Raw genomic sequence first — 14,099 nt, 5'->3', positions numbered from 1 at the left:
GCCGGACAGATTCATCGTCGATCCGATCCACCAGATGCCGGGACTGAACACCTAGTGCCGCCATCCCGCCGAGGCCAGGCACCGCCGGGCAGCGCCCGCGCGGGCTTTCGCCGGCGCGGCAATTCCTGCGGATGATTCAGAAACTTGCCCATGCCGGCCAGCCGCCTTGTTCGGACGGGGGCCAGTGCATAATGTCCCTCGCGCGCGGGTTCAGGATCGGGCATGGCCTTCAATACGCTCTCGGGACGGTTTCTCGGCCTGACGATCGTCTTCGTCGTGATCGCCGAGGTGCTGATCTTCGTGCCGTCGGTCTCGCGGTTTCGCGTCGATTATCTCGAGACCCGGCTCGACCTCGGCCAGCTCGCGGCGCTGGCGCTGCTCGCGACCCCGGACGAGGCGGTGTCCGACGATCTCGAGCAGGAGCTGCTGCAGACCGCGGAGGTGCTGAACGTCGCGTTGCAGCGCGACGAGGTCCGCGAACTGGTCCTGTCGTCGGCCATGCCGAAGTCGGTGGACGAGACCTTCGATCTTCGCGGCGCCTCGGCCACGACGCTGATGCGCGGCGCGGTGAAGACCTATTTCACCAGCGGAAACCGGATCATCCGGGTCATCGGAACGACCCGGCAGGGAATGGAGGGCGGCATCGAGGTGACGCTCTACGAGGCGCCGCTGAGGGCCGCGATGGTCGACTACGGGCTCAGGATCCTCTATCTGTCGCTGGCGATCTCCGTCGCGACGGCGGCCTTGCTCTTCTTCGCGGTGCGGCGCTTCATCGTGCGGCCGATCCAGCGGGTGATCGACCACATGACCGCCTATCGCGACAACCCCGAGGATTCGAGCCGGATCATCCAGCCGGGGCGCGGCTCGCGCGAGCTGGTCGAGGCCGAGACCGCCCTGCGCGACATGCAGCTCGGCCTGACCGGCGCCCTGCGGCAGAAGGAGCGGCTCGCGGCGCTCGGCGGGGCGGTGGCCAAGATCAGCCACGACCTGCGCAACATGCTCACCACCACGCAGCTGCTCGCCGACCGCATCGAATCGAGCAGCGACCCGGCAGTGCGGCGGACCGCGCCCAAGCTCGTCAATTCGCTGGCGCGCGCGATCAGCCTCTGCGAGCGCACGCTCACCTTCGGCAAGGTCGACGAGCCGGCGCCGGAGATCGTGGTCTTCCCGCTCGCGCCGCTGGTGGGCGAGGTGCTGGAGAACGAGCGCGAGGCTTCCGCCACGGGCCGCGTCGCCTTCCGGGCCGAGATCGCCGGGCGGCTCGCGGCGCGCGCGGATCCCGACCAGCTCTTCCGGGTGCTCACCAATCTCGTGCGCAACGCCGCGCAGGCGATCGAGGCCTCGGGCCGGGCGGGCTCGGTCACGGTCAGCGCCGGGGAAGGGGACGGGCGGACGCGGATTCGCGTCGCCGACACCGGGCCCGGCCTGCCGCCCAAGGCGCGCGAGAACCTCTTCCGGCCGTTCAGCGGCGGGGTGCGGCAGGGCGGGACCGGCCTCGGCCTCGTGATCGCGGCGGAGCTGGTCAAGGGACACGGCGGGAGCCTGACGCTCGACGAGACCGCGCAGGAGGGCACCACCTTCGTCGTGGATATCCCCGCCCCGAAATAGCGGCGCGGGGGGAGCCGGTCGATGCCGATGGCCCTTCCGCCCGACCGACGCCGTGGCTCCGAAGCCGAGCCCCGGAAGACGGTTCCACGTCCGAACTTCCTCGCCCGGACGATGCGCCCGGGCGAACGCACGGGATCGCGCCCTAGCGGCCGGTGAAGACCGGCGGGCGCCGGTCGCGCTGGGCGGCGAGGCCCTCGGCATGGTCCGCCGAGGCGAAGCAGGCGGCGATGCGGCTTCGGGCCGCCTCGGCGTCGAGATTGCCGCGGGACAGCTCGACGATGGTGCGCTTCATCCCGCGCAAAGCCAGCGGGGCGAGGCCGGTGAGGACGCCGGTCATCTCCGCCAGCCTGGCGTCGAGCGCCTCGGGCGCCACCAGATGGTCGAGAAAGCCCATCGCTTGCAGGGCCTCGGCCTCGAAGGTCTCGGCGAGCAGGAACATGCGCCGGGCCGCCTGCGCGCCGAGGCGGTCGAGGGCGCGGGCGATGCCGGCGGGCTCGTAATGGATGCCGAGCCGGGCCGGGGGCACGAAGGCCCGCATCCCCTCGACGCCGACGCGGAAGTCGCAGGCGAGCGCGATCTCGACGCCGCCGCCGTAGACCCCGCCGTTCAACCCCGCCAGCACCGGGACGGGAAATTCCTCGATGGCGTCGCAGAGCCGGGTCAGCGGGTTCTCGCTCCAGTCGGCGGCGCCGACCTCGCCGAGGGAGGCGCCGGCGCAGAAGCTCCTGCCGCGGCCGGTCAGGACGAGGGCGCGCAGATCCTCGCGCCCGGCCCAATCCGCGAGGAGATCCGCGAGATCGCGCATCGCCGCGCGGTCGAGCGCGTTGTGGCTCTGCGGCGCGTTCAGGGTGATGCGGCCGACGGCGGCGTCGATCCGGGCCTCGATCATGGTCTCGACCACGGGGCTCAGGCCTCGAATTCCGCGAAGACCGGCGCGTGGTCGCTCGGCTGCTCCCAGCCGCGCACGTGCCGGGCGATGCGGCTGCCGCCCGAGCGCGCCGCGAGGTCGGGGCTGGCCCAGACGTGGTCGAGGCGCCGGCCCTTGTCGGCGGCGTTCCAGTCCGGGCTGCGGTAGGACCACCAGGAATAGAGCGGGCCCTCGGGGATGTCCTTGCGCGTCACGTCGACCCAGGCCCCGGCTGCCCGCGCGGCCTCCAGTGCCTCCACCTCGACCGGGGTGTGCGAGACGACCTTGAGCAGCGCCTTGTGGTTCCAGACGTCGTCCTCGCGGGGCGCGATGTTGAGATCGCCCACGAGGATCGCGCGGGAGGGGCGCTCGGCGAACCAGTCGCGCAGCTCGGCGAGGAAGTCGAGCTTGTGGGCGAATTTCGGATTGGCCCCGGGGTCGGGCAGGTCGCCGCCGGCCGGGATGTAGAGGTTGTGCAGGGTGACGCCGGAGGGCAGCCGGGCAGCCACGTGGCGGGCATCGCCCCTGGCGCAGAAGTCGCGCTGGCCGGCGTCCTCGATCGGGAGCCGCGAGAGGATCGCCACGCCGTTGTAGCCCTTCTGGCCGCGCGCCACGACGTGGGCATAGCCGAGTGCGGCGAAGCCCTCGAGCGGGAACTTGTCGAGCGGGGTCTTGATCTCCTGGAGGCAGAGCACGTCCGGCGCCTCCTCGCGCAGGAGCCGCAGCACGCTCGCCTCGCGCAGGCGGACCGAATTGATGTTCCAGGTGCAGATGGTGACGGTCATGGGACGCTCCGGAGGGATCGGTCCGGACTCATAGCGGCCCCGGCCGCGATCACAACCCGGAAGCGGCAGCTTCGAAGGGGGGCGCTACCCGGCGGTGCCCGCCGGGCGAAGTGGTGAAGCTAGGCGCGCAAGGAACTCGGGCCTACCGGTGGTGTGGCCAATGCGATCGCCCTGGCCGCGTCAGGCGACGAGGCGATAGCCGCCCGGTTCGGTCACGAGGATCGTGGCGTTCGAGGGATCGCGCTCGATCTTCTGGCGCAGGCGGTAGATATGGGTCTCGAGCGTGTGGGTGGTCACGCCGGCATTGTAGCCCCAGACCTCATGGAGCAGCACGTCGCGGGCCACCACGGCGCTGCCCGCGCGGTAGAGGTATTTCAGGATGTTGGTCTCCTTCTCGGTGAGGCGGATCTTGCGCTCCGCTTCGTCGAGCAGGAGCTTGGCCGCCGGCTTGAAGGTATAGGGGCCGACGCCGAAGACCGCGTCCTCGGATTGCTCGTGCTGGCGCAGCTGCGCCCGGATGCGCGCGAGCAGCACCGGGAGCTTGAAGGGCTTGGCGATATAGTCGTTGGCGCCGGAATCGAGCCCGAGGATCTGGTCGCTGTCGGTGGTATGGCCGGTCAGCATGATGACGGGGCATTTCACCCCCTGCTTGCGCATCAGCCGGCAGAGCTCGCGCCCGTCCATGTCGGGCAGGCCCACGTCGAGGATGACGAGGTCGTAGAGCTGTTCCTTCGCGCGCACGAGGCCGTCGGCGCCGTCGGCCGCCTCGAAGACGTCGAATTCCTCGGTGAGGACGAGCTGGTCGGCGAGGGCCTCGCGCAGGTCGGCATCGTCGTCGACCATCAGGATCTTCTTGAGCGTGCTCATGTTTTGTCTCCGTTTTCGCGTCAGCTGTTGGTTTTCCGCGCGGGCGGCAATATCCTTGGGGCCGGGGTCACGGGAAGGTGTGCGGAGCGCGGCAATTGTTTCATTCCGCGACCGGCCCGGATATCAGGACACCCCGCCCGGAGGGAGACGACAGCAACATGAGCCTCGGCCTGGACCCGGCGGAACTGCTCGCCCGCGCCCGCAGCGACCTGCGGATGGGGGCCGCGGTCCTGCTCCTCTCGGGGGAGGAGGCGGCGCTGGTCTTGGCGGCCGAGACGGCGACGGCGGCGCGCCTGGCTGACTTGCGCGCGCTCGGCGGGGTCGATCTGGCGCTGACCGCGCGGCGGGCGGGAACGCTGAAGGCGCGGGCCTATGACGGCGACCTGGCGCGGGTGGTGTTTCCGGCCGAGGCGGATCTCGCCTGGGTTCGGGCGACGGCGGATCCGTCCGCGGATTTGGACTGGCCGATGAAGGGGCCCTACGTGACGCGGCGCGAGGGGTCGGCGGATCTGCATCGCGCGGCACTCGCCATGTGCAAGCGCGCGCACCTCCTGCCGGCGGCGCTGGTCGCGGTGCTGCCCCGGGCGCAGGCGGAGGCGCTGGCGGAGGCGGCGGGGCTGAGCCGGCTCGACGCGGCACTGGTGCCGGCGGAAAGCGGGCCGGTCCCGGTCTTCGAGGTGGCGGCGGCGCGGGTGCCGCTCGAGGTGGCCGAAGCCGGGCGGGTCCGGGTCTTCCGGCCGCTCGACGGCGGCGAGGAGCATTACGCGGTGGAGATCGGCGCGCCGGACCGCGGCCAGCCGGTGCTCTGCCGGCTGCATTCGGCCTGCTTCACCGGCGATCTGATCGGCAGCCTGAAATGCGATTGCGGGCCGCAGCTCCATGCCGCGCTCGAGCAGATCGGCGCGGCGGGCGCAGGCATGCTGCTCTATCTCAACCAGGAGGGGCGCGGCATCGGGCTGGCCAACAAGATGCGGGCCTATGCCCTGCAGGACCAGGGCTTCGACACGGTGGAGGCCAACCACCGGCTCGGCTTCGAGGACGACGAGCGGGACTTCCGCCTCGGGGCCAACATGCTGACCTCGCTGGGATTCTCGCGTGTCCGGCTGATGACCAACAACCCCGCCAAGGTCGCGATGATGGAGAGCTGCGGCTTGCGCGTGGTGGAGCGGGTGCCGCTGCGGGTCGGGGTGACGCGGCACAATGCCGCCTATCTGCAGACCAAGGTGGCGAAATCCGGCCATCTGCCGTGACGCCGGCCGATCTCGTGGTCGGGCGCTGGGGGGCGCGCTTCCTCGGGCGGCGCTTTCCCTGCGCCCTCGGCCGCGGCGGCATCGGCGAGAAGCGCCGCGAAGGCGACGGGATCACCCCCGCGGGCCGCCACCGGATCGAGGCCGTTCTGGTGCGGCGCGACCGCCATGCCCTCGCCGGCCGCGCCATCGGCCCGCGGGACGGCTGGTCCGACGATCCCGGGGATCCGGCCTATAATCGCCGCGTCCGGCGGCCGCACGGGTTCCGCCACGAGGCGCTGCGCCGGGCCGATCCGATGTACGACCTCGTGGCGGTGCTCGACTGGAACCGGGATCCGCCGGTTGCGGGGCGGGGGAGCGCGATCTTCCTGCATGTCTGGCGCGCGCCCCGCTGGCCGACGGCGGGCTGCATCGCCTTCCGCCGCGAGGATCTCGCCTGGATCCTCGCCCGCTGGACGCCGCGAAGCCGGGTGCTGGTGCGGGGGTGATCCCGGCGGCTCCCGTGCCTGACTGACGCCGCAGAACGGAGCCGACGGCGGATCGCTCGGTTCGGGGCGGTGGGGGAATCGGCGGTCGGCCTGTTGGCCGATTGCTTGTCTTCCCGTGCCTGTTGGCACGGGCCCCTGTCCTGCCCGATAGGAATCTGCCAGTATGAAATCCTTGAGCCGTGGAAGGTGTCGGCCGTCCTGCCGGGCCGGGCCGGTCAGGGCTCGGTGGCGGGGTGGGCATGGGCTTCGAGGAAGCGCGCGATCCGGTCCCGCAGTTCCGCGTGATGGCCGAGCAGCAGATGGCCGCCGTCGTCGAGCGGCAGGAATTCCGCCTCGGGGATGGTCTCGCCCAGCGCGGCGCCGATCTCGAAGAGGTTGATGGAATCGTCGCGCGCGTGGACGACGAGGCTGGGCGCGCGGATCGACTCCGGCGCATAGGCCTCGGAGGGGGCGATGGCGGCGGCCTCGTTGCCGAGGCCGGGCAGGCGCGCCGTGACCGGCAGGAAGCCCTCCATGAGCCCGTCGAGGAAGGCAGCTTCCTCCCCGGTCAGGCCGGCCCGGAGCGCCGAGGGGGCGTCGAAGATCGGGGCGAGCGCCCGGCGGGCGCCGTGCAGGAGCACCCAATAGGGCAGGTCGCTGGCGAAGAGCGCCCGGTAGGCCCAGCCGGGCAGGGGCGGGGCCTGGTCGGCGGTGCCGAAGGGCGTGAAGGGCGCGGAGGAGAGCAGCACGAGCCCGGTCGTGCGCTCGGGGTGGAAGGTCGCGAGTTGCAACGCCGGCGGGACGCCGCCCGACATGGCGAGGACCGCCGCGCGCTCCTCGCCGAGCGCGTCGAGCAGGGCCGCCAGCGCGTCGGCCTGGGCGAGCGGCGAGGCGTCGGCGGGCAGCGGCGAGCGGAGATAGCCGAAGCGCGACACCACGATCCAGCGGAAGCCGGGAGGGCCGAAGGCGTCCGCCAGCCGCTCGCCCTGGTCGTAGCCACCGCCGGCGCCGTGAAGCACAAGCACCGCCGGTCCCGAGCCGTGGACCGCGGCCTCGACCGGACCGCGCGCGGTCTCGTAGACCCGGCTGCCGGCGGCGAGCCGCGCCTCGGTGGCGCGCATGTCGCGAGCGTAGAGCCAGCCGGTGGCGGCGCCCGCACCGAGCAGGGCGAGTGCGGCGACGAGCCAGCGGCGGCCTGACATGGCGTGCGGTCCTTCCCGATGCCTCGCGCCAGTCTCGGCCGCCGTGCGGCGCGAATCAAGCTGGCGCAACCGGTCCGCCGGGCGCCTCGGCCCGCGGGCCTGTGGCTGTGGAGGGCGGGAGGTGAGTCCCGCCCGCATCAGGGTCGGAAAAATCTGCATCGCCTCGAAGGGAATGGCTGACGGGTCAGCCCTCTCCGGCTATCGTGCCTGCGGGCGCCGAGGGTGATTCGAAACGGAGTACCAAGAGCTTGCGGGTCTTTCTTTTGCTCCTCCTCGGCCTGGCGGCGGCGTCCTGCGGGCCGTCGCGCCATGATGTCCCCAACAGCCGGGCCTCGACCAACGTTCCCGCCTTCGGCGACACCGATCCCCATGAATGGGACGCGCTCAGCCCCTGGCTCTACCCGGTCCATGGCATCGACGTGTCCAAGTACCAGGGCGACATCGACTGGCAGCGGGTGCGCGCCTCGGGCACGTCCTTCGCCTTCATCAAGGCGACCGAGGGCGGCGACGTGGCCGACGAGCGCTTCGCCGACAACTGGCACGGCGCGGCGCGGGCCGGGGTGCCGCGCGGCGCCTATCACTATTACTACTTCTGCCGGACGGCGGCGGAGCAGGCCGATTGGTTCATCTCCCACGTGCCGGCGGACCGCGGCGCGCTGCCGGCGGTGCTCGACATGGAATGGACGCACAAGTCGCGCACCTGCACCAAGCGCCCCGCGCCGGAGACGGTCCGCGCCGAGATGGAGGTCTATCTCGAAAGGGTGGCGCGGCATTACGGCAAGCGGCCGATCGTCTATACCACGGTCGATTTCTACCACGAGAACGACCTCGGCCGGATGCGCGGCACCGATTTCTGGCTGCGCTCGGTGGCGGGGCATCCTTCGGCGATCTATCCCAACCAGAAATGGGCGTTCTGGCAATATACCGGGACCGGGGTGGTGCCGGGCATCGCCGGGAATACCGACATCAACGTCTTCGCGGGAACGCGGCCGCAATGGTCGCAGTGGCTGGCGGCCAACGCGCGCTAGAAGGCCCGATTGCCAGGGACGGGCGGCTTGCGCTAGGGCTTGGCGATGAAGCCGATGCTGGTCCTGCAGCTGCGCCCCGAGACGGAGGCCGCCGACGACGAATTCGCCGCCATCCTGCGCAAGGGCGGGCTGGCGGCGGGCGAGGTGCGGCGGCTGCGGCTCGACCGGGAGGACCTGCCGGAAGATCTCGATCCCGGGGATTTCGCCGGGGTGATCGTCGGCGGCGGGCCGGGCTGCGTCAGCGACGACGCGGCGAAGAAATCGCCGGTGGAGCGGCGCATCGAGGCCGCGGTCCTGGGGCTGATGCCCGCGGTGGTGGCGCGCGACCTGCCGTTCCTCGGCTGCTGCTACGGCATCGGCATCCTCGCCCATCACCTGGGCGCCGAGGTGAGCAAGGCGCGCTATGCCGAGCCGGTGGGCGCCGTGGACTGCCGGGTGACCGGGGCGGGGCGGTCGGATCTGCTGCTGGAGGGATTTCCCGCCAGCTTCCGCGCCTTCGTCGGCCACAAGGAGGCGGTGCAGGTCCTGCCGCGGGGCTGCGTGCATCTGGTCGCCTCCGACCCCTGTCCCTTCCAGATGATCCGCCACGGGCGGCGGGTCTATGCGACGCAGTTCCACCCCGAGGCCGATGCCGACGGCTTCGAGACGCGGATCCGGATCTACGGCGGCCGGGGCTATTTCCCGCCCGGGGACGCCGCGCGGCTGGTCGCCATGTGCCGGGCCGAGACGGTGACAATGCCGGAGGTGATCCTCGCGCGCTTCGTGGCGGCCTGCCGGCGTGGCTGGGAAGCGCCGCAGCGTGAGGCACCGGGCGAGCGGGTGGCGCCCGGGGCGATGCCGTGACCTGAGGCGCCCGCCTCCGCGCGCCAGGTCCGCGCAGGGGCACGGCCTGCGGCACCCTCCCGATCACGCGACGAGCATGTGGATCCGGTACCGGTCCACGACCGCGTCGATCAGGGTCGCGATCTGCCGCGCCTCGCGCCGGGCGTCGGAATGCCCGGCCAGGGATCTTGCGAGCAGGGGAAGGCGCCCGCTGCTGTCGGCAGCGTCGATGAGCGCCGCGGCGCGGGTCGGGCCGGGGGGCAGGTCTTCGAACGCGGTTGCGGCGAGGCCTCTCGGCCACCAAGGCACCTCCTCGGCGAGATGAGCGACCGCCGCACCCAGCCCCGGGACAGGTTCCGGCCGGTCGAGAAGCAGTCGGAGCGGCGCATGGAATTCGGGAAGCCGACCCGGGAGGAGGGCGGCGAGGAGCGAACCGGGGATCTCGTCGGGGCTGGCGGTGATTTCCGCGCCCTTGAGCTCGTTCTCGATGCGCAGGAGGTCGCTCGACATGACCGCGCCCCTGCGTTCCCGAAGGTCGGCGAGCAGGTCGGCCGCCTTGCCCGGCAGCCCCTGCCCTTGGTTCACGGCAAGCCGGCCCTCGCCGAGCGCGCGCACGATGGCCGGGTCGAGCAGCGGCAAGACCTCCGCCCGTGTCCGAAGGACACGGCCGGGGGCTCCGGCCACCTGGGCGAGACGCCAGCGGAGGGTCGTGTCGGCGGGAGGTTCGAGGAGCCGGTCGATCGTCTCGCCGGCCTCCTGCGGCAGGAAGGCGCGGAGATCGAGGTCCGCGAGCCCGGCGACGACCCAGGCCGTCGCGATCGCCGGCCCGGCGCCGGTGCCCGTCCGGGCGGCCAGCGCGAGCCGGTCGCCGAACCCGGCGGCCTGCGCAGGCGCGCCGAACCAGCCGGCCATCGCCTGCGCAAGGTCGCGGCGGTGGTCCGCATCCGGGTCGGAGAGGAGCGTCGCCGTCGCGGCGAGATGGGCGGGGTGCTGGAGTCCCGAGGGCGAGGGCTCGGTCGCGTCGTCCCCGAGGATCCGGTCGAGCAGGGCGGTCGCAAGGCGCGGCGCCTCCCTGGCCACGCGGCCGAACTCGCAGGCGGCGAAGCGTGCCTGGAGGATCTCGTCGGGCGGGGTGGCGGCACCCTCCTCGGCGGCGACGGCCGGGTCTTCCGCCTCGTCGAGAAGGCTCCGTTCGAGGCCCTCGGCAAGCTGCCGGGTCCGGCGCTTCGTCACCGCCCGGTGCTTGCCGGCCCGGTCCAGCGTTCCGATCGCCGACATCAGGAGGACGCGGCCTGCGGCCTCGTCGAAACGCGCCGTCATCCCGGGCAGGTCGAGAATGGCCGAACCGAGGTGATCCGCCAGCGCGCGCAAATCGGCCGCGTCGGTCGGCAGGGCGTCCGGGTCGAAGAGCGCCCGACAATAGGTCTCCTCGAAGCGGGCGATCTGCGAGCCGGCCCGGGCAGCCTCGCCGTACCAATCCGCCGCCCGCCGGGCAACCTCGCGCGCCTTCGGGTCCGCGAGCACCTGGGGCAGCATGAGACGCCGGAGATCGGGCCGATGCTCGAGCTCGCGCGGGGCTCCATCCGGCCGGCTCACCAGCCAGACATGGGCCGCGAGGTCGTCGAAGAGCGCCTCCGCCCGACCGGGCGGCAGCGGCGTGGGCAGGCCACAGGGCTCCGCGAGCACCTGTTCGATCAGCTTCGGCGTGATCCGCCGCAGGACGAGGCCCGGGCTCGCGAGGCGGCGGATCTCCTCGGTGCCGATCCGGTTCAGGATGCGCGCGTAGAGGATGCGCTGCCGCATCTCGGCGTCGAGGTCGTCGCGCAGCTCCGAAGCCTCCTGCTGCGCCATCTGCCGGATCTCGTCGCGCGGCCGCCCGCGGCAGAACAGGGCCACGATCTCGAGCACGAGCGGATTGGAGCCGTGCGCAGCGACGAGATCGGGCACGAGATCGAGATGTGGGATGCCGCCTTCGCGGAACAGGTCGCGCAGCTTCGCGCGCCCCGCCATGGTTCCCAGATCGCCGAGCTGCAGCTCCCCCCTGAGGGCCAGGTCCGGGACCCGGTGTTTCGCGATCTCGCTCGCCTCGCGGCCCGAGAGGATCAAGCGGACGGCACGGTTTCGCGCGGCCCCCTTCAGCATCCCGATCCAGTCCACGATGAAGCGCACCCTTTCGACCCCGAGGACGAGCGCCTCTTCGAAAGTGTCGAAGATCAGGAGGAAGGCGGTGTCGCCTTCGCCATGGCCCTCCAGCACGCGCTCGAGCTCGGACAGGGTCGCGAAGACGGCGGCACTGGACGCCTCGACCATGCTCTCCCGCCCGGTTGCCGAGGACAGGGACTGGCGGAGGAGGTCGCGCAGTCCGGAAAGCTGCGTGTCGAGCGAGGGGTTCGCCAGGCCGATCTGGCGCAGGAGTTCGAGCGTCAGCGCGACGCGGTCGCCCGAGCGGAGAGCCGCCTGGTCGAGGTCGAAGGTGACGTGAAGCGTGTCGCCTCGTCTGGCGAGCTTCCTCCTGAGTGCCTCGAGGAGCGCGGACTTGCCGACGCCGCCGAGCCCCGTGACGACGACCGCCGGGATCGCGCCGGGATCCACGTCTCCGGCGGGCGCCGCCTCCGGCAGTCGGATCGGCGGCGCGTCGATCCGCCCCTCCTGGGCGAAGGCGACCAGCGCCGAGAGCTTGCTGTTCCGTCCGCGCAGCGGTCCCGACAGGAGATGCCGCGAGGCCGCGGACTTGTGGCGCAGGACGATCGCCCGGCCGAGTCGCCGGGCCATGCCGGTTTCCGCCGACCATCCCTCGAGCGGGACCTTCGCATCGTGGAGGAGTTCGAGGGCCTGGAAGATGGCCGTCAGCCTGGCCGACCCGGCGGCGCCGGCCTTCCTGCCCTCGAGGGCGGCCGCCGTCTCCGGATCGGGGCGGCGGGCGAGGAGCGTTCGGAACGCGGCGCCGAGATCGTCCCTGGCATGAACCGGCAGCGTCGCGAGGATGCGCTCGCGGTCATCGTGTCCGCGCGGCAGGCGGCGCAGCCCCTTCCGCCGCGCGTCCGGGGTGAGCGCCCAGTACCAGCTTCCGCCGACCTCCACCTCGGTCGCGGCTGCGGCGACCGCCGCGAGGCGTGTGGGGTAGTCCTGCGCTTCCGGATCCAGCATCCGGCGCGGGTCGAAGAATCCGAGAAGCGACGTTCGCGTCAGGTCGTCCTGGGTGGCTTCGGATGTCATGTCCATCGGCCGGATGCCTTGATGTAGACGGCGGAAAGAACCTCGGACAGCACGGCGAGCGGGCTCGTGTTGGGCCGATGCTTGCCGACCATGCGTGCCGTTCCGGACATCAGATCGGCCAGGCGCTGCACTTCCTTCGGGCTGGGTCCGAGAAGCCGTTCGGTCATCAGGCAGGAGAGGCAGGATTCGAGGTCGCCGCGTTCGATGGTGGCAGGATCCACGAGGTCCTCGGTCCGGATCAGGGCGGGATCGACGCCGGGCAGGATGCCGTCGAGGCCGATCAGGACGATCCGCATGTCGGCGAGAAGCGCGACGTCGGCATAGAGCGCATCGAGCAGGTCGCGCGCGCTGGTCTGGGGGATGGGCACCAGATCGAGCTCGTCGATGACGAGCCAGAGCACGAGCGGACGGGCCGCATCGGCGCGGAGAAGATCGGTCAGGCCGCGGCGGAGCGCCGGAAGCAGCGTCGCCTTGAGCCAGGCGAAGTCGGTGGTGTGCGTCGGTTCCGGACGGGGCAGGGCGGAGAAGGCCGCAGCGGGCGCGCCGGCCCGCGCGAGGATCAGCTCGGCCAGGTCGCGCGCCTCGGCGGGGATCTCGGAGGCCGAGAGCAGGGCGATGCGGCGCCGGTCGTGGGCGGTGCAGTCGCGGATGAGGTCGGCCGAGAAGGTCTTTCCACTCTTCCGGTCGCCGCGCACGAAGAGGATCGGGCGGGCCGCATCCGCCATCATCTGATGCAGCGTCTGCTGCGTGTCCTGTCGCCCGAGCACGGCGCGGGACCCGTCGGCCAGCCGGCAGATCCGGTCGTAGAGCGGCAGCGGCGCGCCGAGATCGGGGCGGGCGGCGTGGATGGCCGCGAGCCGCACCGCCCGGTTGTGAAGGAACTTCTTCTGGGCGTCCCTGATCGCCGCGTGGTGCAGCGCGACGGGCTTCAGCCGGTGATCGAGGCAGAGCCCGCCCGAGGAACCCTCGTCCGTCCAGACCTGGTGGAGGATGAAGTTCGCGTCGGTCGGATCCGAACGCGCGCCCTTCTCGATCCCGGCGCGCTGGGGGTTGGCGTGCGGGTGCTGGATCACGAACAGCAGGTCGTTCGCTTCGTCGAGAACGCCGGTGTCGGCCAGGTCGTACCATCCGCGCTCGCGCCCCGGCACGCCGGCGACGCGGATGGCGCAGAAGTCGAGGAAGTCGCCTTCGGGCGCGACCATCGGGGGATAGGGCTTCGTCGGGGGAATGCGGGTGGGATCGAGCGGGCTGAAGCTGACGAGCCAGTCGTCGACCGCGGGATAGGTCTGGCCCTCCGGACTCGTCAGTGCCTCGAAGGTGCAGCGAATGCGTCCGCTCGAATCGGGTCGGGCCTTGCCCGTCGCCGGATCGAGGAGCGGGACCATCACGTGCCAGTTGGTGAGCACCGTCTGCGGGCCGATGAGGAATCCCGTGCCCTGTGACTGGCCTGTCGTGATCAGGCAGATCCGGCGCGCGGCATAGTTGAAGGCGGTGATCAGCTCCGCAGAATTGAGGGTCTTCGCGATCTCGGCGTTCCAGCCCTGCGGCTCCACGACGTTGCCGGTCGCGTCCTGCGCCCAGAGGAGTTTCGCGGATCCGCCCTTTTCGCCGATCGCCGCGGCCAGCGCCGCGAAGGCCTTCGGGAGGTCGATCAGCCCGAGGGCGGCGAGCTCGGTCAGGAACACGCGGTGGGCGGGGACGCTGGCTTGCGCGGTATGGACCAGGGCAAGCGCGAAGGCCTCGGTCCGGTCGTCGATCCCGAGGGCCACGATCTTGAAATCGTCGAGCGATCCGCCGGTGCGGCGGCCGATCTCGTTGAAGACCTCGGCCACGGCCTGGCGCGCCCCGGTGATATGCGCGGCCATGCAGCGCGCCTCCGCGAGCGTCAGAGTCGCGGGCAGCGCCGAGTCTTCGGGCTCGTCACCGGGCTTCGGGACGGGAGCGGCCATG

11 protein-coding genes are annotated in these 14,099 nt (G+C 71.8%); 5 read left to right on the top strand and 6 right to left on the bottom strand.

The genetic code is table 11. The features are described from left to right. Nucleotides 1-222 precede the first annotated feature (222 nt). Nucleotides 223-1,608 (top strand): sensor histidine kinase, encoded by a 1,386-nt coding sequence (locus V7050_RS02085; RefSeq protein WP_324373758.1) that lies wholly within the window; start codon nucleotides 223-225, stop codon nucleotides 1,606-1,608. Nucleotides 1,609-1,750: 142 nt separating this feature from the next. On the opposite strand, the gene V7050_RS02080 is transcribed toward V7050_RS02085, so the two are convergent. From V7050_RS02080 to V7050_RS02070, 3 genes are all read right to left on the bottom strand, one after another. Then, nucleotides 1,751-2,509 (bottom strand): enoyl-CoA hydratase/isomerase family protein, encoded by a 759-nt coding sequence (locus V7050_RS02080; RefSeq protein WP_324365534.1) that lies wholly within the window; start codon nucleotides 2,507-2,509, stop codon nucleotides 1,751-1,753. Between the two features lie 5 nt (nucleotides 2,510-2,514). Beyond that, complete coding sequence (locus tag V7050_RS02075) at nucleotides 2,515-3,300, bottom strand: exodeoxyribonuclease III (RefSeq protein ID WP_324365533.1); 786 nt, start codon at nucleotides 3,298-3,300, stop codon at nucleotides 2,515-2,517. 180 nt (nucleotides 3,301-3,480) lie between these two features. Continuing rightward, complete coding sequence (locus V7050_RS02070) at nucleotides 3,481-4,167, bottom strand: response regulator transcription factor (protein WP_324365532.1); 687 nt, start codon at nucleotides 4,165-4,167, stop codon at nucleotides 3,481-3,483. A 158-nt stretch (nucleotides 4,168-4,325) separates the two neighbouring features. On the opposite strand from V7050_RS02070, the gene ribA reads away from it, so the two are divergent. Together ribA and V7050_RS02060 are read left to right on the top strand one after the other, a co-directional pair. Next, complete coding sequence (ribA, locus tag V7050_RS02065) at nucleotides 4,326-5,417, top strand: GTP cyclohydrolase II (protein WP_324365531.1); 1,092 nt, start codon at nucleotides 4,326-4,328, stop codon at nucleotides 5,415-5,417. Beyond that, on the top strand, nucleotides 5,414-5,902 hold the full coding sequence (locus V7050_RS02060) for a L,D-transpeptidase family protein (RefSeq protein ID WP_324365530.1): 489 nt from the start codon (nucleotides 5,414-5,416) through the stop codon (nucleotides 5,900-5,902). The genes ribA and V7050_RS02060 overlap by 4 nt, the downstream gene beginning before the upstream one ends. Before the next feature lie 215 nt (nucleotides 5,903-6,117). Here the strand turns inward: V7050_RS02060 and V7050_RS02055 are convergent, their stop codons facing one another. Next, the gene (locus tag V7050_RS02055; protein ID WP_324365529.1) at nucleotides 6,118-7,083 is read right to left on the bottom strand and encodes an alpha/beta fold hydrolase; all 966 of its coding nucleotides are present in this window, start codon (nucleotides 7,081-7,083) and stop codon (nucleotides 6,118-6,120) included. A gap of 248 nt (nucleotides 7,084-7,331) precedes the next feature. Between V7050_RS02055 and V7050_RS02050 the strand changes: the two genes are divergently transcribed. Then, nucleotides 7,332-8,111, top strand: a complete 780-nt coding sequence (locus V7050_RS02050) for a glycoside hydrolase family 25 protein (protein ID WP_324365528.1) — start codon at nucleotides 7,332-7,334, stop codon at nucleotides 8,109-8,111. 45 nt (nucleotides 8,112-8,156) lie between these two features. After that, nucleotides 8,157-8,954: a glutamine amidotransferase gene (locus V7050_RS02045; RefSeq protein ID WP_324365527.1), complete on the top strand. Its 798-nt coding sequence runs from the start codon at nucleotides 8,157-8,159 to the stop codon at nucleotides 8,952-8,954. A 63-nt stretch (nucleotides 8,955-9,017) separates the two neighbouring features. On the opposite strand, the gene V7050_RS02040 is transcribed toward V7050_RS02045, so the two are convergent. After that, nucleotides 9,018-12,155, bottom strand: coding sequence for an AAA family ATPase (locus tag V7050_RS02040; RefSeq protein ID WP_324365526.1), 3,138 nt, complete (start codon nucleotides 12,153-12,155; stop codon nucleotides 9,018-9,020). Next, nucleotides 12,146-14,098, bottom strand: coding sequence for a trypsin-like serine peptidase (locus V7050_RS02035; RefSeq protein ID WP_324365525.1), 1,953 nt, complete (start codon nucleotides 14,096-14,098; stop codon nucleotides 12,146-12,148). The genes V7050_RS02040 and V7050_RS02035 overlap by 10 nt, the downstream gene beginning before the upstream one ends. Between the last annotated feature and the right edge of the window lies 1 nt (nucleotide 14,099).

This window comes from Amaricoccus sp., from assembly GCF_036846665.1.
In the GTDB taxonomy this organism is placed as follows: Bacteria; Pseudomonadota; Alphaproteobacteria; order Rhodobacterales; family Rhodobacteraceae; genus Amaricoccus.
Note: the sequence above shows the minus strand (reverse complement) of the source record. Positions and strands in the feature narration are given on the sequence as shown.

Bases quoted from the DNA above. Each gene is read 5' to 3' on its own strand.
- V7050_RS02040 (WP_324365526.1), bottom strand. From the start codon at position 12,155: ATGGACATGACATCCGAAGCCACCCAGGACGACCTGACGCGAACGTCG.
- V7050_RS02085 (WP_324373758.1), top strand. From the start codon at position 223: ATGGCCTTCAATACGCTCTCGGGACGGTTTCTCGGCCTGACGATCGTC.
- V7050_RS02075 (WP_324365533.1), bottom strand. From the start codon at position 3,300: ATGACCGTCACCATCTGCACCTGGAACATCAATTCGGTCCGCCTGCGC.
- V7050_RS02055 (WP_324365529.1), bottom strand. From the start codon at position 7,083: ATGTCAGGCCGCCGCTGGCTCGTCGCCGCACTCGCCCTGCTCGGTGCG.
- ribA (WP_324365531.1), top strand. From the start codon at position 4,326: ATGAGCCTCGGCCTGGACCCGGCGGAACTGCTCGCCCGCGCCCGCAGC.
- V7050_RS02035 (WP_324365525.1), bottom strand. From the start codon at position 14,098: ATGGCCGCTCCCGTCCCGAAGCCCGGTGACGAGCCCGAAGACTCGGCG.
- V7050_RS02045 (WP_324365527.1), top strand. From the start codon at position 8,157: ATGAAGCCGATGCTGGTCCTGCAGCTGCGCCCCGAGACGGAGGCCGCC.
- V7050_RS02070 (WP_324365532.1), bottom strand. From the start codon at position 4,167: ATGAGCACGCTCAAGAAGATCCTGATGGTCGACGACGATGCCGACCTG.